We start from the raw sequence: 19,374 nt of genomic DNA on the forward strand, positions 1-19,374 counted from the left end.
CGGCCCGCTCCGCCCGCGCTGCGCCGACGCGCGCCCTGGTGAGGGTTGGCCGGCGGCATGAGGTCAGGACACGTCGTGGCTGGGGCGGTCGGCTCCACGGCTTTAGGCAGCCACCATGGGGCGAGCCTCGAAGATCATGGCCCCAACGTCGTGCTTTACCGGGCAGGTCCACAGACTGCCCGACGCGCCGGAAGCTTACGGGGCCATGATCACTCGCCCCATGGCAGCTCCCGCCCAAAGCCGCTCCACCGACCGCGCGTCCAAGGCGCAGGTCGTGGCGACGTCAGTGCATGGCCAGGTCAGCCGCAATCCGCATACGGCGTCTTCCAAACTGGTGCTCAGGGTCCCGAGCGATGCGGCGGTTTCTTAGGGGCGGGCGGACAGTCGCGCGCCACGCTCTGAGACTCTGGGCAGATGCTCACTGAAGACGAAGCACGAGGGCTTGTTCTCGCGGAGCTCGCACGGGCCGAAAGAGCAGTACACCTGGAGCTTGCCATCTCCAGGGTTGAACCGGTGTCTTTCGGGTGGGTGTTCTACTGGTGTGCGCGACAGGACATCGGTCGCCCCGCCGGCCAGCGGCCAACACTCGGTGGGAACGGCCCTTTCTTGGTGGATCGGGAGAGCGAGCGGCTTATCCGAGCTGCAACCGGCAGGCCCGTACCCGAACAGATCGCGGACTATGAGCGTCGACTGCGGCATGAGGCTCATGTCCAGAACGCGGCGGCGAAGCAAGCTGTACAGCAAGGAAGTACAGCAACCACGGCAACCGTGGCCATCCGCCACCAACCTCCAACGGCCGACTGACCTGCCGAGCGAGCCTCAGCGACCGCCCCGCCCGTAGTTCGCACCGAGTGGCTGCGTCGACCACCAGGACGACGCGGTCACGCGAACGGCGACAAGCCCTTGCCTTCGAGGTGAGCGAGCAACGAGTCAAGGCACGACTCGGCCGTACCCAGGTCCGTACGGAAGAACGAGTCCTCGCCAAGCGGCCCGCCGCTGACGATGACCATCCACGCCTTCCTGTGCTCGGTCATGCGATCACCGTCGACCTTGAACACGGTCGTGACCCCCCGCTCGGCCAGCCACTCCATCAGCTCAAGCATGTCCATTAGCACCCCTCCAAGGGGATCATCCCCCAGCGGGAGTCTCGGGCCGTCTCCGGGCCGTGCGAGGGCGCGCAAGGGCAACCAACGCTGACAACCGTCGACGGCCCAACCACAGGTCACAGTATTGATCGTTTACAGGACCGCAGGTCAGGGAAGCGCCCCCGCACTTCTTCGGCTACTGATCGCACTAGCTTGACTGTGGGCCGACTCTCCAGCAGCGGTTCACCGTCCTGGGCGACGCCGGCCTGGTCGCCACCAACTGGAACGGCGTGAACAGGCACGCGGCTGGACGGCAAACGCTTGTGGTGAGATTCCGAGCGCGTCCAGTCGGGAGACGAGCTCTGTTTCCTGCTCCTGTGTGACGGCAATCCACAGGGAGGTTCCCGAGTCACTGGCACTGAAGACCTGCCGCTCCCGCCACCAGGCTTCGGCGTGGATCGTGTACGGAACCAAATCCAGCAGAAGTTCGAATTGCGCTTCGTCGCGGACGTCGACGTCGATACCCATCCCGGGATCCGCTCGCCGGGAGCGAGTGCCATCGGCCACCGCCTCTCGGGCCAGGGACAGCGCGCCTTCGTACGAATGCAGCACTGCAGGTGGCCAGGCATCGCCGCTGTAGGCGTCAACGTGGGCTGCGTCGATACCGGAGCGCAGAACGCGAAGCGCCTCGCGATGAATCAGTGCGACGTGCGACGGGCTCAGTCCGTCCACGAGTATGAGTTCACGGCCTGAGTCACCATCCTGGTTGATCACATGCGTGACCTTCCCACACGCAGTGCGCGTAGTGCTCCACTCCGGAGGGGAAAGCCGCGCTTGTCAAGACTGCGTGCGGCGGCTGACACCAGCGGCTGACACCAACAAGCGCGAACAGCAGCGATCAGCGCCGGACCTTACTGGACGACCGGCCGAGGCGCAGGCCCGGTTGGCCGACGTTGGTGGTCCCCTGGGATTGACCTGATAAGGATGAGGCCAGATCTCAAAGGCTGAATCCACCGGGGGTGCCGTCCAAATCCGATGGGCGGCACCCTGTCGGGCCTCGACCACGAAGACTCCACCAGGTCGACTGACCTCGCTCATCAGTCCCATGCATTGAAGATCACCCCGCCCAACGAGGCGACGCCATAGAAGCGGATTTCGCGCCACTCGCCTTGCGTGAGCACTGAGGTGTCCACGTAGGAAAGGGGCGTAGTGAGCCGCTGGGGGTCGAGCACCACGAACCCAGCGTGCGTGAAGGTGCCGGCCCAGGGTGGCGGTGCGACGAACTCCTCGCTGTACCAGTCCCTGCGTTCCTGAGCGAACGCGATCCAAGGGTGATATGCGTGGCAGAGGACGATGCGCTCGCCCGTGCCATCGACGACCGACGCGGTGTGGAACGTGCGAGGGTATGCCTGCGACTCAACCTGGCCCACCTTGGCGCCGGCGGCGCGAGCGGCTGCGTAGAGAGCACCTCGGAAGGCTCGCAGGTCGGTTTCGGGAAGTGGACCGTCCTTCGGTCGGTAGAAGCCTGTTGCTCCCCGCGGCAGCCTGAAGCGCGTGTTCTCATCATCGACCATTCGGTCATCTTGCCGCCTGATTGCACCAGAGTCCCAAGGAGTTTCGGGCCTCGTGGGGCCGTCCGAGGGTAGCCGACAACGACAGACGACGACCGTTACCGACTATCTTCCCCCTGGTCAGACACGGTGGGGCAGGTATCCCCGCTGGTGCCCAAACGCGAAGGCTAGTTGAGGAACCACAAGCGTGCGGGAGCGCGATGTTTACGTCATTGCCCCAGCGATCATCATGAGGCGGCAGGCGGCAGTTGAGGAAAGCCCGCGAAGCCACAGGGCGACTTCCGCTAGGCTCGCTGGGACGGTGTTGCGCTTCGCCGGCCTCTCGGAGTCATCCGATGTCGGGGCGATGCAAAGGCGGAATCGCAGGCCGCAGCTGGGCACCTTGGATCCGGGAAGTCGCGTTCAGTCTCTTCACACCTACATGCCTGTTCATGCTGGCTGTCTGGCTCGAAGGGGAGGTGGTCTCCGTGATCGCTACCGTGATTGCTCATCTGTTCGTGGTGCTCGCTGCGGCCCTCGCTCTCCTCTCCGAGGCGCGGGCAAAGCGCAACACCGTCGTCTTGTCGAGGGCGCCTGTGTGGGCTGACACCAGCGCCTGACACCAACAGGCCCGCACGGTGGCGGTCTGCGCCGCACCCCTGCGGACGGGTAGCCGAGGGCCACAGCCCGTTCATCCGACCCTGCGGCCCCTCATGATCGACCTGATAAGGATGAGGTCACAGGTTCAAATCCTGTTAGCCCCACAGTTGCGAAGACCCCTGGGCCGTCTGGACCTGGGGTCTTTTGCTGCGTCGGGGGAGGCGTGGAGTTGCGGCAGCTTCCCCGGGAGCGCACCACGACGGAGAGTCAACTAGGCCAAGTTCTAAGCCAGATGTAGGTCAAGACTGTCAGTGCCTACCCTTACGCTCCCGCCATGCGCAAAGGTGCGATCACCCTAGACGGTGTTCTCAAGGCCATCGCCGAGTACGACGAGTGGGGCCGGGACCGGTTCCTGGCCGAGTACGGGTACAAGCCAGCGACGGGGTACCTCCTGATACACGAGGACCGGACGTACGACTCGAAGGCCATCGCCGGAGTGGCCCACAAGTTCGATCAAGGTCGAGCGCTGAGGCCGGATGAGTTGAGCGGGGGAAGGTCGCACGCCGCCAGGTGGCTCGCCCGGCTCGGCTTCGTGATCCGTTCGTCCCGAGATCCCGACTGGACGCGTGACGAGATCATCCTCGCCTGCGACTTGGCGATGGCCAACGACTGGAAGCGGCTGGAGTACAACGACCCGCGGGTGATCGAGCTGTCTGCACTGCTACAGACCATGCCGATCCATCCTAAAGAAGTACGTACCGAGCTGTTCCGGAATCCCAACGGCGTGGCTCGCAAGACCGTCGACATCACGTGCCGACACCCGGACTACCCCGGGAAGCCGACGAACGGCAACGCGCTCGATGTCGCAGTTCTGAACGACTTCCTTGCCCGGCCGGCCGAGATGACGAAGGTGGCTCAGCAGATCCGGGACGGCCTCACCGCAGGTGAATTCCAGGCCGTACCGCCAGGGGTCGAGGAGGAAGACGACTACAGCGCACCCGAGGGCAGGTTGTTGATACGCCGCCACAAGAGTCGTGAGCGGGACAAGGGGCTGCGCAGGAGGAAGATTGACGCCGTGCTACGCCAGGGCCGCCGCCTCGCCTGTGAGGCATGCGGTTTCGACTTCGAGGCGACGTACGGCCCGCGGGGCACGGGATACATCGAGTGTCATCACGTCGTGCCCTTGCACGAGGCCGGCGAGGGGCGGACGAAGCTCAGTGATCTCGCGCTTATCTGTGCCAACTGTCACCGGATGATCCACCGCCGCGCGCCGTGGCCAACGCCTGACGAACTCCGGAACCTGATCGAGGAGACAAAGCGGGGTGAGGCACGGATTCCCTCGCAACACGCGCCCGAGCCCGTCACGGCTGAGGCCGCGGTAGTCCCGTAGGCGATCGGGCTATGCCTCAGCCATCAGGGTGCACCGCCGTTGCCTACAGACCTACCGACCAGAAGCTTCCCGTGCCACACCCGTGCCAGATCGTGCGGGGAAGCGCGGGGAGTGGCGGGGAATCACTTCGCCGGCCAGCCCGGCTCTGGCGCCGCTTCACCGCAGGTCACCCCAGTAAGTCACCGGTAGATGACCGGAGCTTCCCAAGCTCAGAGCTTCAGTCACCCGATACGCGGTGGCCACCGAGCACGTCGTTCTGTACCTTGCCCCCATGACCCACAGCCGAAGGGGCAATGCCGCGTAGGCGCCCGTCAGCCCTGCGGGGCGCCCTTCCTAGCCGCCGACCGAGGCAGCGACGGTACCCGTTCATTGATCGCCTCTCCGGAACTTGCACTGCTGACATACGGCGGCTTGAGAAGACCCGTTTCTGGCCCGAAGCCACGGAAGAGGCGTTCTGGCACTGGAAGGCCCTGGCCCACGGCCCTCTCAGACAGCTTGCGGACCCACTAGGTCCTGACTGCGGCATCCTCGAGTGCGGGTGTTACGGCGTCGACTTCCGCGGTCACCTTGAAGCCGTGATTCACGCACTGCCGAGGAGGAGCGCGCGTGAGTTGCGGGCCCTGGTGCGGGCCCTGGACGTGAAGATCCTGGCCAGGGCCAAGGTCATCCCGGCTGACAGTCTGGACGCGCCATGGTGGCGAGGTCGGCTCTAGGAGCATGAACGGCCGTCTCAGTTTCCGTCTCATTCAGCCCCGTCCACGATCGTTCAGGCGAGTCCTGAAGCCGTACCCGCATCGGCAGCCAGCCGCCAATGAACGCAGGTGAACGCCCCCGCACGCAGCCCGAGACCCCACCAACACAGTTGGAAAGCGTGCGCCCCCTGCGCGCCAACTGGGAAAAGTCGTGCTTCGGCATGCGCCTCCCCTCGCGCCTCGGGCTGCTGGCAGGGTTGCTCAGCCCGAAAGTCCACCAGCTCTGAGGGGGGAAGTGTGGCAACCATGCAGTCCAGGTGTGGAGCACCGACGGAGAAGGGAACCAGATGCCGGCGGCTCGCCATGATCGGAGCGTCCCGGTGTGACCGCCATCGCGGCGACTGGTCCTCATACACGGTTCAGAGGCGCAAGGAAGCCGAGCGGAAGGCGAAGGCCAAGCGGCGGAAGTGATGCCGTCGGGCCGTCTCTGGGCAGACCTCAAAGCGTTGACCCTGTACGGGCGCCGTCCTCACCGCGGACCGGCGCTCGTCGCTTTAACTCGCGCATCGAGACTCCGCCGACCCCAAACGTGTACGCATCGCGCGCTCCCCTCACTACTCTCGACACGTGCTCAGACTCCTGATCGATACAAGCGTCTGGTTGGACATTGCCAAGCGGCGCGATGGCCAGCAGATCATCGTTCCCCTACGCGTCCTCTTTTTTCAGAAGAAGTTGGAGATTCTGGCCCCTTCGCTCATCCTGGACGAGTTTGAGAGAAATCGCCCTCGCGTCGAAGAGTCGGTCAGCACCAGCATTCGCGATCGCTTCAAAGCAATTCGCCAAGACCTGCAGGAGTACGGAGACACCCAGGCTAGCGAGTGGATCGAAGAAATGGCGCACTTGATCCCACACGTCAGTGCGCGGTCGCTCCAGAATTTCTCCGAAATATCCACCCTGCTTCAATCTGCCACGCGAGTCGATCCTGATCAGAGCCACTACGAGGCCGTTGTGCGGCGAGGTCTCGACAAAAAGGCCCCTCTACACCAGAACAAGAACAGCGTGGCCGATGCGCTGCTAGTCGAGTTGTACGCGACCACTGTCCGCACGGCCGAGGACAGAGCCGACCAGTGCGTGTTCGCTACGTCCAACTACCAGGACTTTTCCGTACTCAATGGCGATAGGCGAAAGCCTCATCCAGATTTGGCCCCTCTCTTCCCCGATCACTCGCACTACGCCTACGAAGTCAGCGGCTTGGTGGCGATCCTGACTGAGCTAATCGGCGACGAGTACACGGAGATTGCCGAGGAAGTCGACTTTCTCGCAGAAGACACTAGGTCGCTGCTCGATATCTTGGAGGCCCAAGAGGAGTGCTTCGATCGTGTCTGGTATACGCGGAGTATTGCCCACATCGCCAGAAACCCGAGTCAGGAGGACCTAGGCAGAAAGGCACGTGAACGACTAGAGGAGAAGTACGGAGCAGAGAATCTGCTGCCAGAAAGCGACTGGGAGTTCGGCTACTGGAACGGGAAGCTTGCAGCCCTTCGCTGGGTCCTAGGGAGTGAATGGGACTTCCTCGACACTTAGACCGTCACCGGTACCCACCGAGACGTCGAGGAGCCGTCATCCGCTTTGCGTTGAGCACCCTCCGGGCCGACTCGGGGCTGTCGGAGGCTGATCAACGACGACCAACGTTGACAAACATCGACGGCTCCGCCGCTGGTCAGAAGGTTGACCAAAGCCGAAGCCGCAGGACGCAGGCGTGCGCGATCAGAGCGTGTTCCTCTGAGATGCTCCAGGATCCATTGCCTTGTGTGGGCCAGCGTCCCTACCGGCCCCGGCAAGGGGCTGGATTGAGGACAGCCTGATGCTGCACTAGGCGCCGCAGCGAAGTCATCAGGTCAGAGCGCTTCCTTGTTCTCCTTCGGTGCCTCTCCCAACCTACGTACTGGAGGCAAGACACTCCACGGGAAGTTGACCCAGTCCTCGGTGCGCTTCCAGACGTACTCGCACTTCACGAGGGATTGGGACTTCTCGTAGATGACGGCGGAGCGCACCTCGGCGACGGTGTCGAGGCAGAAGTCGCGCACCAGCTTGAGCGTCCTGCCGGTGTCGGCGACGTCGTCGGTGATGAGCACCTTCTTGTCGGAGAAGTCGATGCGGTCGGGGACGGGTGCCAGCATCACCGGCATGTCGAGCGTGGTGCCGACGCCGGTGTAGAACTCCACGTTGACCAGGTGGATGTTCTTGCAGTCCAGGGCGTAGGCCAGGCCGCCGGCCACGAAGACGCCACCGCGCGCGATGCTCAGCACGATGTCGGGCTCGTAGCCGTCGTCCGCGATGGTCTGCGCCAGCTCACGGACGGCCGTGCCGAAGCGCTCGTAGGTCAGGTTCTCCCGCACGTCGCTCATGTCGTCGTCGCCCTCATACCTGGGTCCGGTGGAAGTTCAGGAAGGACCGCGAGGCGGTCGGGCCGCGCTGGCCCTGGTAGCGGGAGCCGTAGCGCTCGCTGCCGTAGGGGTGCTCCGCGGGGGAGGACAGCCGGAACATGCAGAGCTGGCCGATCTTCATACCGGGCCAGAGCTTGATCGGCAGGGTGGCCAGGTTGGACAGCTCCAGGGTGACGTGGCCGCTGAAGCCGGGGTCGATGAAGCCGGCGGTGGAGTGGGTGACCAGACCGAGCCGGCCCAGCGAGCTCTTGCCCTCCAGACGGGAGGCGAGGTCGTCGGGAAGCGTGATGACCTCGTACGTGCTCGCCAGCACGAACTCACCGGGGTGCAGGATGAACGGCTCGTCGCCCTCGGGCTCGACCAGCCGGGTGAGGTCCGGCTGCTCCACGGAGGGGTCGATGTGGGGGTACCGGTGGTTCTCGAACACCCGGAAGTAACGGTCCAGCCGTACGTCGATGCTCGAGGGCTGAACCATGGATTCTTCGAAGGGATCGATCCGGACCCGCCCGGCGTCGATCTCGGCCCGGATGTCCTTGTCTGAGAGAAGCACGCCCCGAGGATACGCAAGGGGCGCGGACCGCCGACAATCGTGACGGATCCGCGCCCCCTGGTGGTGCGGGTGTGTGCCGCCCGGCGGTGCGTGTGCCGACCGCTCGGCGGCGCGTGCCCACCCTTAAGTGGTGCGTGTGCCCACCTTTAGGTGGTGCGTGTGCCTACCGCTTCTGCAGCGTGACCGGCACCGCGCTGCGCAGCCGCGCGCAGCGGGGACACCGGACGAGCCGGCCGGGGCCCAGCCGCCCGGCCTGCTGCATCGGGAACGAAGCGGCGCTGAAGACGTGCCCGTCCGCGCAACGGACGACGGTGCGTTCCATCAAGTCCCTCAAGTCCCTTCCCCAGGAGCCGCGTCGGGCTCGCTCCCCCGACGCCGAACGCCACATTACGGGACCAACCGGAACCTGACCCAGGCGGCACTCCGGGACCCCGAAGCCCCCACCGTACGCCCCGCTCCGCCCCGCCCGGAGCCGCCCATGAGGTACAGTGAGCGAGCGTTCGGACGCCGACTGCACCCCGGTCGATATGTCCGTATTGCGCGGGTGTAGTTTAATGGTAGAACATCAGCTTCCCAAGCTGAGAGCGCGAGTTCGATTCTCGTCACCCGCTCTTCGAAAAGGGCCCAGGTCATCGACCTGGGCCCTTTTTTGACTCCCGGACTTAAGCGTCCCGGTACCAATGCGTCCCGCCCACCAGGAACTCGTACACCGGCCGCCCCCGGCTCCCGCTCGTGCGGAACGCCTCGCCGTGGTCGTTGATGCGGATCGTGCCCTGGCGGCCGGCGCTGTTCCACTGGAGGTCCACGTACCAGTGGACGTCGTGGGTGTCGGCGTGGGCGGTGATGTAGAGGACCTCGGGGTCGGTGCGGCTCACCTTGTAGGGGAAGCCGCGCTGGCCGGCCTTCGGGGACAGTACGGGGTGGGGGGCGTCGAGGTCGGTGTCGAAGGACCTCGTCTCGACGCCTCCGCCGCAGCCGGAGGAGCCGAGGTACGCGTTCCAGGCCGGCGGTGGGCCGGAGTCGGCCACGCCTACGTGCATGGACTCGATGACGACGGCCTCGTCGCCGGTGCCCTGGACGGTCAGCGCCACGCGCTGCTCGTCGGCGGCGATGGCCCGGTGTGCCTTCACCCAGCCCGGTACGTCCTGCCCCATCACCGGCGGGGCGACCTCGGCCGGAGGCCGGTCGACGAGGTACTTCCCCTCGCACTGCGGGTCGTCCCAGCCGTAGGTGCGGGTGCTCACGGTGAGGGGGGCGGCGGTGGCCCGGCCGGTGGTGGTGCCGTGTACCGAGGGGTCACCGTCGTCGCGGTCGAGCGTCAGCGCGGTGGCCACCGTGACGACCAGGGCGACGGCCGCCGCGATCAGGGGCCAGTGCTTACGGCGGGGGCGGTGGGACGGCTCTTCCACCGAGGTGGGGGCGGGTACGGGGACAGGTGGGGCGCCCTCCTCCGGCGCCGGAGACACAGGCACGACACTTGCCCCCGGCGCCGGAGCAACCGCCCGCCGCCCCCGCTCCCGCGCCGCGTCCGCGAGTACCCACCGCCGGTGCAGTTCCACCAGCTCCTGAGGCGTCGCCCCGCACAGCCGGGCCATGCGGGAGACGACCGCGTAGTCGGCCGGTACGCCGTCGCCGCGGCAGTAGCGGTGCAGGGTCGAAGTGCTCATGTGCGCGCGCTTCGCCAGGGCCTCGTAACTCAGCCCGGAGCGCTGCTTCAACTCGCGTAACAGCGTCGCGAACCCGGCGATCTCCTCAGCCGCCCCCACCAGTCCCCCATTCCGTCCGGCATCCCATGCCGACCGCGTTTCACCAGGTCATAGCCGGTGCCGACATCCCAGCGTTCCAAAAATCCCGATGGAATGGCGGGCGGGACGCGGGGTGGCACAGGCTGAGGTCATCCAAGCACGGCACCCCACCGGTCACCGTGCTGGCCCAGCTTCCCCCGCGCCTCGGGCGCGTTGAACCGGCGGAAGCTCAACTCCACTGCAGACAGGGCAACTCACTCATGCGCAACACCACCCGTACCGCCGCCGCCTCCTCCCTGATGGCCCTCGCCGCACTCGCCCTCGTGGGCGTCCAGGCCGGCACGGCCCACGCCGCCACCACGGCCACCTGCACGACGGCCACCACCAAGCTGACCGTCACCGAGGTGTCCCGCCCCATCAACCACCTGCTGCTGAAGGCCACCAACACCGGCACCGCCACCTGCAACGCCTACTACGCCCCCCTTCTGCGCGCCGGCGCCGACGCGCAGGCCCCGCTCGCCCGGGTCGAGGACAGCAAGCCGCAGGCCGTGGTGACGCTCAAGCCGGGCGAGTCCGCGTACGCCGGCATCGCCACGTACTCCCCCGACGGCGAGGGCGGCGCCACCGAGAAGACCCTCGGCGTGTTCTTCACCGACCGGAACGCGGGCGGCACCGGCAAGGAGAAGACGCTGAACCTGCCGAACGGCGGGGTCTTCTTCAACAGCGCGGCCGCGGTGACGTACTGGCAGGACAACGCGGCCGACGCCCTCACCTGGTAGGGACGTTGTCCGGGAACTCCCCCGGAATTGTCCGTGATCGGTAACACGCGCATCCCCCCGCTCCCGCCCTCCGTCCTGACAAGTGGTCGCGACGCGGCCGGGGCCGGACGGGCGAGAGTGGGGGCGGACATGGCGCGGCACAACGGGACGCGGGGCTGGTACGGCAAGGTGGTCGGGGCGGCGCTCGGCGTCACGATGCTCGCGGTCGGAGCCTCCATTTGGACCGCGCAGGCCGACACCGCGGGCGGGCCCGCGCCGAAACCCGCGACGAGCAGCGTCAAGCCGGTCGATGTGACCATCGCGCACTCCTCCGACCAGGGCGCGCGCGGCGTCAACATCACCATCGACGACGGCCCCGACCCCACCTGGACGCCCCAAGTGCTGGCCGTGCTCAAGGCGTACGGGGTGAAGGCCACGTTCTGCATGGTCGGCACCCAGGCGCAGGCGCACCCCGACCTGGTGAAGCAGGTCGTCGCCGCCGGGCACCGGCTGTGCGACCACACGGTGTCGCACGACACGGCGATGGACAAGAAGCCCGTGTCCTACCAGTCGCGGCAGATTCTCGACGCCGAGCGCATGATCACCGAGGCGTCCGGGGGCGTACGGCCGATGTACTACCGCGCTCCCGGCGGCGCCTTCACCCCCGCCAGCCGCAAGCTCGCCGCCTCGCGGCGGATGCGCCCGCTGGGCTGGAACGTCGACACCAAGGACTTCGAACGGCCGGGCACGGACGCCATCGTGGCCACGGTCGAGCGTGAACTCCCAGGTGGGCCGACGCTGTTGTTCCACGATGCGGGCGGCGACCGTTCGCAGACGGTCGAGGCGCTGCGGCGGGTGCTGCCCGAACTCAAGCAGCAGGGTTACTCGTTCGGCTTCCCGGTGCGCTGAGAACCGCTCGCTCCCTCATGCCGTCCCCCACTTCGAAAGGAACCTCCTCTTATGAACCGCCACCTGGGCAAGGCCGTTGTCGCCTCTGTCGCGATCACGGCCGGGCTGCTCATGACGGCGTGCCAGAGCGGCTCGGACTCCGCCACCGCCTCCGGCACGAGCACCACGTCCGCCGCCGGGACGGCCACGGAATCCCCCGGCTCCCAGGACGCCGGCGGGTCGGAGCGGCAAGCCGCGCAGCAGGGCTCCGGCGCGGATTCCTCCACCAGTTCCTCCACCGGCACGGGTTCCGGCTCCGGCGCCGGCTCCAGCTCCGTCTCACCCTCCCGTGACACCGCCGTCGAGGGCATCGACAAGGGCGAGGGCGTCAACGGCACCTGGTTCGGCAACGTCTCGTACCTCGCCCCCGGCAAGTACACGGTCAGCGACCAGAAGGACACCGAGCAGGAATTCCTCGTCGCCGAGGACACCGAGATCATCGGCTACGACGACATCTGCGGCGATCCGGGCGTGGCCGGCGGCACCAAGTGCACCGAGGCCCAGCTCGAGACGGCCGCGAAGAAGGGTGTCTCGGCCGAGGTCGTGATCAAGAACGGCATCGCCACGAGCATCCGCGACGACCACTGAGCCCGGCCGCGACGACGTCTCACGCCGGTTCGAGCTGCGGCTCCGGCCGGGGCGTCGGCGGGGCGGGCCTCGGCTCCCAGCGGGCGGTGGTGCGAACGTAGCCGTAGATCACCGCGGCCGTGGCCAGGAGGACGAAGGGGCCGACCGCCCAGGGGTGGTGGGCCATCTGGACGGGCAGGAAGCGGACCGCGAGCAGGAGGGCGGTGAAGAACGCCACTCCCCCGGCGACCTGCTGTACGGCCGGGCGGTCCCAGCCGTGGTCGAGTGCGCGCAGGGCCGTCTCGATGGTGAGCGTGAACACCACGCCGGCGACGAGGTCGATGCCGTAGTGGTAGCCGAACCCCAGGGTCGCGGTGAGGGTGGCCAGGAGCCAGAAGGTGCCCGCGAAGCGCAGGAACCGCGGGGCCCTGCGGGAGTGGATGAAGATCGCGGTGGCCCAGGCGGTGTGCAGGCTGGGCATGCAGTTGCGGGGCGTGATCGCGTCGTAGACCACCGAGTGCGGGGAGTCGACCGGGGGCGGGGTGTGCGGCCAGATTTCGGCGACGGCCCAGTGCGCGCTGCCCGTGCCGAAGGCGCCGGTGCCGTAGGCGAAGACGGGGCCGACCACGGGGTAGATCATGTAGATGGCCGGTCCGAGCAGGCCGATCACCAGGAACGTACGCACCAGGTGGTGGGCCGGGAAGCGGCGCTCGGCAGCCACGTTGCGGAGCTGGTACAGCGCCACGACGACCGCGGCCACCGCGAGCTGGCCGTAGACCGCGTCGAGGATGTGCGAACCCACCGGGCCGGTGGCATCGACGATCCGGCCCGCCACCCACGAGGGGTTGCCCAGCGCGTGATCGGCGGTCGCCACGTACGGGTCGAGCACCTGGGGACGGGTCTTGGAGGTGATCAGCAGCCAGGTGTCGCCCGTCTTGCGGCCGGCCACCAGCAGCAGGCCCAGGCCGACGCCCTTCAGCAGCAGGACGCGTTCCCGGCCGGTCCGACGGGTGAGCGCGATGACCCCGCAGCCCAGCACCACCCACAGCGCGCCGTTGCCGAACGCGCGGCCCTCGTTCCCGCCGACGCCGCCGATGTCGAACGCCCAGCGCGTCAGCGCGAGGACGACGTCGATGCCGAGCGCCACTCCGACGGCGATGAAGCGCTGCCGCCAGGTGAGCACCACCAGGGTCAGCGCCAGGCCGGCGTACAGCAGGGCCCCCGACTTGGGGCGGTACACCAGCTCCGCGACCTGGTGGGTGAGCGGTCCAGGCAGGCCGTAGCGACGCGCGGCCAGCTCCAGCGCGAGGAGGAATCCGAGAGCCGTCACACCCGCCGCGGCCCAGAGTCCGTTCCGCGGCCGACCCTTGGGGGTGGACGCGGTCGGGCCGGATATTCGCGAAAACCCCCGTGACAGCATGCGCCTCAACTTATCGGCACAGGGCACTGAAAAGCGCCCCTATGGACAGAACTGATCATCAACGGGCGGACCTGGGCAGGGGGCGGCACGTGAACAGGCCCGGACGGGATATCGTCCGGGCCTGCTCGGGGTCGTACGGGGCGGGCTGTGGCTTTGGTCGCAGGGGGTGGCCGTCACCTCAGCCGCACGGCGTCGGCCGGCACCTCAGCCGTGCGGTGCCGCCGTCGCCTCGGGCCTCGTCAGACCGCGACGTTCCCGCCCTCGGTGCGGCGGCGGCGGACGACGAAGACCGCGCCGAGGCCGAGCGCGACGGCCGCGCCACCGGCGAGGGCTATCGCCGGGAGGGCCGAGCTGGAGCCGGTCTCGGCGAGGTGGCCCTGGGGGACGACCTGGGTGTTGCCGGCGGGCTTGGTGGTGGGCAGGGGCTTGCTGCCGCCCTGCGGCTTCGGGGTGGAGTCGTCGACCGGGCCGGGGGTGGCGCCCGCGGCGAGGATGTCGAACTCGTAGAAGTCGTCGTCCGAGGCGTAGACGCAGTTGCCCTCGTCGTCCACGTACGAACCGATGCTGATGGCGAAGCCGGCCCCGGCGGGGGCCTTCTTGTCCACCGACAGGCGCAGGTCGATGGAGAACGACTCCTTGGCCTTCACGTCGGTGTAACCGAGGTAGCCGGCGGACTCGTCGTCGAGGTCCACGGAGATGTCGTTCCACTTGCCCGAGGTCGGGTCCTGGTACTGCAGGGTGAGGTACTGGGTGGCGTCGGAGAAGTCGTCCTCGCCCATCGCCGCGGCGAAGACACCGAGGTCGACCCGCTTGTAGGCGTGCTCGCCCGAGTTCTTCACGTTGAGCTTGAAGCCGTGGAACCCACTGCCGGCGACGATCTTCGACGGCAGCCCGGAGAGGCCGGTGGTGAGCTCCTTGTCGAGCTTCGGGTCGGTGTCGTCGCAGTCCTCCGGGCCGGTGGACGCGGACGCCGACGCGGAGGCGGAAGCGCTCGGCGAGGTGGACGCGGAGGTGGAGGCGGACGCCGAGGGAGAGGTGGCGTCCTTGGTGGGCGCGGCCGAGGTGGAGTTCTGGGCGGGCGGGGTGGAGGTGCCCGTCTCGGCCGAGGTGGAGGTGCCGGTGGCCGGGGTGGAGGTCACGCCGCCCTCGGGCTCGGTCTCGCCCGTCGTGACCGACTCGGAGGCCGAGGGCGAGGGGTTCTCCTCCGCCTGCGCCACCGAGGCCGTCATGAGCACGACCGGAGAGAGGACGGCCGTCGCAGCAGCGAGGGCCAGGGAACGACGCAGCTTCATTACGAACCTCTGGGCAGCAGGGATCAACGTATGCGCATAGCTGACTCGCCTGTGGGCAAAAGGGTTGCCCAAAAAGTTTCGGAATCTCTACGCCAAGTGCCCGAGTTCCGCATACAGATGGGGCATGACTGATCATTCACGGATGAGACGGGCGGGGCTCAGGAGGCCGGCGCGGCGATCGGTACGGCCTGCCCCGTGACCCTCACGGGAGTCTCGTACGGGTCCACCTCGATGGTGAGATCGCTCGGGCGGCCCATGTCCTCGCCCTGGCGGATGGTGATCGCACTCGGAGCGGTCACCAGGCCGATGGTGCGCAGATAGCCGCCGAACGCTGCCGCCGCCGCGCCGGTGGCCGGGTCCTCGACGACGCCGCCGACGGGGAAGGGGTCGCGGGCGTGGTAACTGCCGTCGTTCTCCCGCCAGACGAGGTGGACGGTCGTCCACCCGTGGGTGCGCATGACGGTGGCGAGGGCGTCGAAGTCGTAGTTCAGGTCGGCCAGTCGGGCGCGGGAGGCGGCGGCGAGGATCAGGTGGTCGTTGCCCGCGAAGGCCACATGCGGCGGCAGGGCCGGGTCCAGGTCGGCGGCGTCCCAGCGCAGGGCGGCGAGCGTGGCGGTCAGCTCGGTGGCGTCGGCCGGGCGGGAGCGGGCGGGGACGCTGGTGAGGGTGGCCCGTACGGTGCCGTCCCGGTCGGCCGTCGTCTCGACCCCGATCTCCCCTGCGGGGGTGTCGAAGTGGAGTTCACCGGTGCCGATGCGTTCGGCGAGGGCCACCGCGGTGGCGACCGTGGCGTGGCCGCAGAAGGCGACCTCGGCGAGGGGGCTGAAGTAGCGGAGTGTGAAACGGCGCCGGGCGTCGTCCCGTTCGGTGACGAAGGCGGTCTCGGAGTAGCCGACCTCGGCCGCGAGGGCGAGCATCCGCCGCTCGTCGAGGCCGGTCGCGTCGAGGACGACCCCTGCGGGGTTTCCCCCATGGGGGTCGGGGGTGAAGGCCGCGTAGCGCAGGACATCGGGTGCCGTGGTGTGAGCCATGTCCTCATGCTGGCGCTCTCAGGACATCAATGCCAACGATAGTTTTTTATACAGGCCATCGGCATTCTCGATGGCTGGCTACCCTTCCGTCATGGAAACCCGGCTCCTCCAGACCTTCGCCACGCTGGCCAGAACGGGCAGCTTCACCTCCGCGGCGACCGAGCTGCGGCTCGCGCAGTCCACGGTGACCGTGCAGATCAAGGCGTTGGAGAAGGCGCTGGGCACGCGGCTGTTCGACCGGGTGGCCAGGGGGGCGCTGCTCACCGAGGACGGGCGGCGGCTGCTCGGCGCGGCCGAGGAGGTGCTGGAGGCGGAGTCCCGGCTGTTCGCGGCCGCCGCCGAGGACGGGCCCGTCACCGGGACGGTGGTGGTGGGCGCGGGCGAGACCCTGTGCTCGGCCCATCTGCCGCTCATCGTCGCGGCGTTGCGTGAACTCCACCCCGAGGTGGAGGTCCAGCTGGAGCCCCGCGGCACCTCCGCCGCACTGACCGGGCTACGGTCCGGCCAGCTGGACCTCGCCCTGCTGCTGGAGGAGCGCGTCGACCACGCGGACATCGCCGCCGAACGCATCGCCGCCCAGCCGCTGGACCTGCTGTGCGCCCCGGGCCACCGGCTGGCGGACCGTACCCACCCCGCGACCTGGGAGGAGCTGGCCCAGGAGGACTTCTTCCTCCATGAACAGGGCTGTTCCTACAGCGACTGGCTCGCCGCCCAACTCCAGGCGGTCCCCGGCGCCCACCCCCGTATGACCCGCTTCGGCAGCATCGAGGCGGCCCGCTCCTGCGTCACCGCGGGCCTCGGCCTGACAGTCCTCCCCCACGCGAACGCGTCCCACGCCCTGGAGGAGGGCCGCCTGACCCTGGTCGCGGGACCGCCCCTGCCGGACGTACCCATCCACCTGGCCCACCACCGGCGACGGCAGCCGACGCGGGCGGCCCGGGCGGTGGTGAAGGCGGTCGTACGGCATTTTGAGCAGGCGTAACCCCCTGCGGAGTCCCCCTCGCTCAGCGCCCCCAGTGCCACATTGGCTCCCTTGGCCACCACTACGCACGGGAGTGTGGGGAGCCTTTTGCGGAGTCAGCCTGTGGGTCCGTGGGCGCATTAGGGTTTCGAGAGTTCGGGGCTGGGCCTCGGTTGTCGAAGGGGAGCGCGTTTCGTATGCCTACGCTCAGTGTCCTGACGCCCGTTCACGACGGTGGGCACGGCTATCTGCGGGAGTTGTACGACTCGTTGTGTGCGCAGCGGTTGCCCCGCGGGTGGGGGCTGCAGTGGGTGGTGCAGGAGGACGGGGAGACGGGGCGGCCGGCGGGGGTGCTGCCGGAGGAGGCGTGGATCTCCACCGGGACCGGGCGGCACGGTGGGGCCGCGCGGGCTCGCACGCTCGGGCTGGCTCGGGTCGGCGGAGCCCTGCTGCGGTGCGTCGATGCCGATGATCTGCTGCCTGATGCCGACGCGCTCGCCCGCGACATCGAGATGCTGGTTGCCCAGCCCGGTTACGGGTGGACCGTCGCCCCCTGTCTCGACCTGCACCCCGACGGGCGGCTCGAACCCGGACCCTACGATCCCGAGCCCGGTCCGTTGCCCGCTCGGGCCCTGCTGGACGGGGCCGCCCGTGGGGCCATGCCGGTGGTCGGGACCACCCAGACCGTTCACACCGAGCTGGTCCGGCTCCTGGGCGGTTGGCCCGCCCTGCCCGCGTTCGAGGACGGGGCGCTGCTGCTGAGCTGCGAGGCGGTCAGTCCGGGCTGGATGCAGGCCGAGCCCGGCACCCTCTACCGCAAGCACCCCACCCAGCACACCGCGTCCGAAGCCTTCCGGGACCGCGCGGAGGCCCGGCTCCGCGTCCAGATCGCGGTCCAGCGGGCGGAGGCGCTGCACGCGGCGGGGTGGCGCTGGCGGCCTGTGGCACTCAAGGGCTGACCCGGTCGCCTTCGTGTTTCACGTGAAACCACCCGATTGCCCCTCACCTCCGGCTGGACGTTCTGCTCGGCATGGGCGTGTCCGTCCGAGGTGCCGGCACCGTGGCTCGCGTGTTCCGGGGGCCCTCGATGTCGGCTAGCAGGCGTTGCAGGGAGGCGCGTACGGACGGGATGTCGGGGGAGTCCAGGGTGCCCGGCAGGGGGACGCGGGCGTCCAGCGTGGCCAGGGTGCGGTGGGCGCGGTGCCAGGCGCGGGCGGTGTGGCCCTGGTGGTGGTCGGTGCAGGCGCGGGCGTAACGGGCGAGGGCCGTCGCCCAGGCGTCGTCGCGTACGCCGGGGGAGGACAGCGCCCGGCGCGCGCTGCGGCCTGCCGCGCCCGGTGCGGTACGGGCCTGTGCCACGGCCAGTGCCGCCAGGCTCACGGCGGGGGCCGGACCGCCGGGGGCGAACGCCGGAACGGTGTCGGCGGCCTGCCGGAAGCACTCGGCGGCGGTACGGGCGTCCCCGTGCTCCCACGCCACCACGCCCTCGACATACGCGACCCAGCCGATCAGCGCGTCGTCACCGGCGAGGACCGCCACCGGCCAGACCTGGCCGAGCAGGGAGCGGGCGGTGGCCGGGTCGCCGGGGGCGTGCAGCCAGGCGGCGAGCCAGCGGGCGCGGGCGGTGAGGTGGTCGTCGGCGGTCGCGCGGGGCAGCAGGCGGGCCAGATGGGCGCGGCCCTCCTCCCCGTGGTCGTGCACCGTCCACCAGAACCACAGGTCGGCGACGGTGGCCAGCGCCGCCGTCACCTGCGCGGCCGGTGCCTCGGGGCGGGACGCGTACTCCACGAGCGCTGTCAGCTCGGCCGCGTTGTCCCGGACGAGACGGGCCGCCTGGCGCTGATCGCCCGCGTGCCACAGGTGCTCGGCGACCTCCGCGAGGCGGCCGTGGTGCAGTACATGGCGTTCCACGGCCACCTCGAACTCACCGGCCGCGCGCAGGCGTTCGGCACCGAAGTCGCGGGCCGCGCGGGTCATGCGGTAGCGGGGCGGGCGCAGGCCACCCGGTTCGTCCAGGGTCTCCAGCACTCCGGCGGCGGCCAGCCGGGCGAGGCAGGTCGGGACCTGGTGCGGGGCGACTCCCGCGCCCGCGCACAGGTACGCCGCCGTCGGCTCGGTGAACGCCCCCCGGAAGACGCTGCTCCGGCTCCACACCGCGCGCTCCGGCCGCTCGCACAGCAGATACGCCGCACCGACGGCCGACCGCAGCGAGCGGTGCCTGCGCAGTGCCGCGCCGGGTGCGGCCAGCCAGCACTGGCCCTGCTCCAGCCGGTCGGCCAGCGCCCGGGCGGAGGGCTCCGCCTCCAGTTGGCCGGCGGCCAGCTCCACGGCGAGGGGT

20 protein-coding genes and 1 tRNA gene are annotated in these 19,374 nt (G+C 68.8%); 10 read left to right on the forward strand and 11 right to left on the reverse strand.

Annotation, left to right across the window (positions count from 1 at the left end):
- Positions 1-881: 881 nt before the first annotated feature.
- From GT030_RS11745 to GT030_RS11755, 3 genes are all read right to left on the reverse strand, one after another.
- Complete coding sequence (locus tag GT030_RS11745) at positions 882-1,103, reverse strand: hypothetical protein (protein ID WP_237522324.1); 222 nt, start codon at positions 1,101-1,103, stop codon at positions 882-884.
- A gap of 225 nt (positions 1,104-1,328) precedes the next feature.
- Positions 1,329-1,859 (reverse strand): hypothetical protein, encoded by a 531-nt coding sequence (locus GT030_RS11750; RefSeq protein ID WP_161201056.1) that lies wholly within the window; start codon positions 1,857-1,859, stop codon positions 1,329-1,331.
- A gap of 323 nt (positions 1,860-2,182) precedes the next feature.
- On the reverse strand, positions 2,183-2,659 hold the full coding sequence (locus GT030_RS11755) for a hypothetical protein (protein WP_161201057.1): 477 nt from the start codon (positions 2,657-2,659) through the stop codon (positions 2,183-2,185).
- 428 nt (positions 2,660-3,087) lie between these two features.
- Here GT030_RS11755 and GT030_RS11760 point away from each other — a divergent pair, with 428 nt between their 5' ends.
- The 4 genes from GT030_RS11760 to GT030_RS11775 all read left to right on the forward strand — a co-directional run bounded on the left by GT030_RS11760 (position 3,088) and on the right by GT030_RS11775 (position 6,901).
- Positions 3,088-3,255: a hypothetical protein gene (locus GT030_RS11760; protein WP_161201058.1), complete on the forward strand. Its 168-nt coding sequence runs from the start codon at positions 3,088-3,090 to the stop codon at positions 3,253-3,255.
- A gap of 314 nt (positions 3,256-3,569) precedes the next feature.
- Positions 3,570-4,625, forward strand: a complete 1,056-nt coding sequence (locus GT030_RS11765) for an HNH endonuclease (RefSeq protein ID WP_161201059.1) — start codon at positions 3,570-3,572, stop codon at positions 4,623-4,625.
- Positions 4,626-5,200: 575 nt separating this feature from the next.
- Positions 5,201-5,338 (forward strand): hypothetical protein, encoded by a 138-nt coding sequence (locus GT030_RS11770; RefSeq protein ID WP_161201060.1) that lies wholly within the window; start codon positions 5,201-5,203, stop codon positions 5,336-5,338.
- Between the two features lie 606 nt (positions 5,339-5,944).
- Positions 5,945-6,901, forward strand: coding sequence for a PIN domain-containing protein (locus GT030_RS11775; protein WP_161201061.1), 957 nt, complete (start codon positions 5,945-5,947; stop codon positions 6,899-6,901).
- A gap of 314 nt (positions 6,902-7,215) precedes the next feature.
- Here GT030_RS11775 and GT030_RS11780 read toward each other — a convergent pair whose 3' ends face one another.
- The 3 genes from GT030_RS11780 to GT030_RS11790 form a co-directional block, all read right to left on the reverse strand.
- Positions 7,216-7,725, reverse strand: a complete 510-nt coding sequence (locus GT030_RS11780; protein WP_161201062.1) for a phosphoribosyltransferase — start codon at positions 7,723-7,725, stop codon at positions 7,216-7,218.
- Positions 7,726-7,738: 13 nt separating this feature from the next.
- On the reverse strand, positions 7,739-8,314 hold the full coding sequence (gene dcd, locus GT030_RS11785; protein WP_030816566.1) for a dCTP deaminase: 576 nt from the start codon (positions 8,312-8,314) through the stop codon (positions 7,739-7,741).
- Between the two features lie 163 nt (positions 8,315-8,477).
- Complete coding sequence (locus GT030_RS11790) at positions 8,478-8,636, reverse strand: hypothetical protein (RefSeq protein ID WP_202459987.1); 159 nt, start codon at positions 8,634-8,636, stop codon at positions 8,478-8,480.
- A gap of 218 nt (positions 8,637-8,854) precedes the next feature.
- On the opposite strand from GT030_RS11790, the gene GT030_RS11795 reads away from it, so the two are divergent.
- Positions 8,855-8,925, forward strand: a tRNA-Gly gene (locus GT030_RS11795).
- Positions 8,926-8,976: 51 nt separating this feature from the next.
- Here GT030_RS11795 and GT030_RS11800 read toward each other — a convergent pair.
- Positions 8,977-10,080: a helix-turn-helix transcriptional regulator gene (locus GT030_RS11800; RefSeq protein ID WP_346009615.1), complete on the reverse strand. Its 1,104-nt coding sequence runs from the start codon at positions 10,078-10,080 to the stop codon at positions 8,977-8,979.
- A 239-nt stretch (positions 10,081-10,319) separates the two neighbouring features.
- Here GT030_RS11800 and GT030_RS11805 point away from each other — a divergent pair, with 239 nt between their 5' ends.
- From GT030_RS11805 to GT030_RS11815, 3 genes are all read left to right on the forward strand, one after another.
- The gene (locus GT030_RS11805) at positions 10,320-10,838 is read left to right on the forward strand and encodes a DUF4232 domain-containing protein (RefSeq protein ID WP_161201064.1); all 519 of its coding nucleotides are present in this window, start codon (positions 10,320-10,322) and stop codon (positions 10,836-10,838) included.
- Positions 10,839-10,967: 129 nt separating this feature from the next.
- Positions 10,968-11,726 carry a polysaccharide deacetylase family protein gene (locus GT030_RS11810; RefSeq protein WP_161201065.1) on the forward strand — a complete coding sequence of 253 codons (759 nt, stop codon included), beginning with the start codon at positions 10,968-10,970 and terminating at the stop codon, positions 11,724-11,726.
- 51 nt (positions 11,727-11,777) lie between these two features.
- Positions 11,778-12,353, forward strand: a complete 576-nt coding sequence (locus GT030_RS11815; RefSeq protein WP_161201066.1) for a hypothetical protein — start codon at positions 11,778-11,780, stop codon at positions 12,351-12,353.
- 19 nt (positions 12,354-12,372) lie between these two features.
- On the opposite strand, the gene GT030_RS11820 is transcribed toward GT030_RS11815, so the two are convergent.
- From GT030_RS11820 to GT030_RS11830, 3 genes are all read right to left on the reverse strand, one after another.
- Complete coding sequence (locus GT030_RS11820; RefSeq protein WP_161201067.1) at positions 12,373-13,752, reverse strand: phosphatase PAP2 family protein; 1,380 nt, start codon at positions 13,750-13,752, stop codon at positions 12,373-12,375.
- A 239-nt stretch (positions 13,753-13,991) separates the two neighbouring features.
- Positions 13,992-15,044 (reverse strand): LAETG motif-containing sortase-dependent surface protein, encoded by a 1,053-nt coding sequence (locus GT030_RS36350; RefSeq protein WP_237522325.1) that lies wholly within the window; start codon positions 15,042-15,044, stop codon positions 13,992-13,994.
- 158 nt (positions 15,045-15,202) lie between these two features.
- Positions 15,203-16,075, reverse strand: coding sequence for a PhzF family phenazine biosynthesis isomerase (locus GT030_RS11830; RefSeq protein ID WP_161201068.1), 873 nt, complete (start codon positions 16,073-16,075; stop codon positions 15,203-15,205).
- A gap of 91 nt (positions 16,076-16,166) precedes the next feature.
- Here GT030_RS11830 and GT030_RS11835 point away from each other — a divergent pair, with 91 nt between their 5' ends.
- Entirely contained in the window at positions 16,167-17,057 is an 891-nt protein-coding gene (locus GT030_RS11835; RefSeq protein WP_161201069.1) for a LysR family transcriptional regulator, read from the forward strand.
- Between the two features lie 176 nt (positions 17,058-17,233).
- On the forward strand, positions 17,234-17,995 hold the full coding sequence (locus GT030_RS11840; protein WP_161201070.1) for a GltA: 762 nt from the start codon (positions 17,234-17,236) through the stop codon (positions 17,993-17,995).
- A 43-nt stretch (positions 17,996-18,038) separates the two neighbouring features.
- On the opposite strand, the gene GT030_RS11845 is transcribed toward GT030_RS11840, so the two are convergent.
- Positions 18,039-19,374, reverse strand: a 1,336-nt coding sequence (locus GT030_RS11845) for a hypothetical protein (protein ID WP_161201071.1), incomplete at its 5' end; no start/stop codon positions are given.

The sequence above is a fragment of the Streptomyces sp. SID1328 genome (genome assembly GCF_009865595.1).
GTDB lineage: Bacteria > Actinomycetota > Actinomycetes > Streptomycetales > Streptomycetaceae > Streptomyces > Streptomyces griseoluteus.

Coding starts and splice junctions, on each gene's coding strand:
- GT030_RS11745 (WP_237522324.1), bottom strand. CDS start 1,103: ATGCTTGAGCTGATGGAGTGGCTGGCCGAGCGGGGGGTCACGACCGTG.
- GT030_RS11755 (WP_161201057.1), bottom strand. CDS start 2,659: ATGGTCGATGATGAGAACACGCGCTTCAGGCTGCCGCGGGGAGCAACA.
- GT030_RS11760 (WP_161201058.1), top strand. CDS start 3,088: ATGCTGGCTGTCTGGCTCGAAGGGGAGGTGGTCTCCGTGATCGCTACC.
- GT030_RS11765 (WP_161201059.1), top strand. CDS start 3,570: ATGCGCAAAGGTGCGATCACCCTAGACGGTGTTCTCAAGGCCATCGCC.
- GT030_RS11780 (WP_161201062.1), bottom strand. CDS start 7,725: ATGAGCGACGTGCGGGAGAACCTGACCTACGAGCGCTTCGGCACGGCC.
- GT030_RS11790 (WP_202459987.1), bottom strand. CDS start 8,636: ATGGAACGCACCGTCGTCCGTTGCGCGGACGGGCACGTCTTCAGCGCC.
- GT030_RS11805 (WP_161201064.1), top strand. CDS start 10,320: ATGCGCAACACCACCCGTACCGCCGCCGCCTCCTCCCTGATGGCCCTC.
- GT030_RS11810 (WP_161201065.1), top strand. CDS start 10,968: ATGGCGCGGCACAACGGGACGCGGGGCTGGTACGGCAAGGTGGTCGGG.
- GT030_RS11815 (WP_161201066.1), top strand. CDS start 11,778: ATGAACCGCCACCTGGGCAAGGCCGTTGTCGCCTCTGTCGCGATCACG.
- GT030_RS11820 (WP_161201067.1), bottom strand. CDS start 13,752: ATGCTGTCACGGGGGTTTTCGCGAATATCCGGCCCGACCGCGTCCACC.
- GT030_RS36350 (WP_237522325.1), bottom strand. CDS start 15,044: ATGAAGCTGCGTCGTTCCCTGGCCCTCGCTGCTGCGACGGCCGTCCTC.
- GT030_RS11830 (WP_161201068.1), bottom strand. CDS start 16,075: ATGGCTCACACCACGGCACCCGATGTCCTGCGCTACGCGGCCTTCACC.
- GT030_RS11835 (WP_161201069.1), top strand. CDS start 16,167: ATGGAAACCCGGCTCCTCCAGACCTTCGCCACGCTGGCCAGAACGGGC.
- GT030_RS11840 (WP_161201070.1), top strand. CDS start 17,234: ATGCCTACGCTCAGTGTCCTGACGCCCGTTCACGACGGTGGGCACGGC.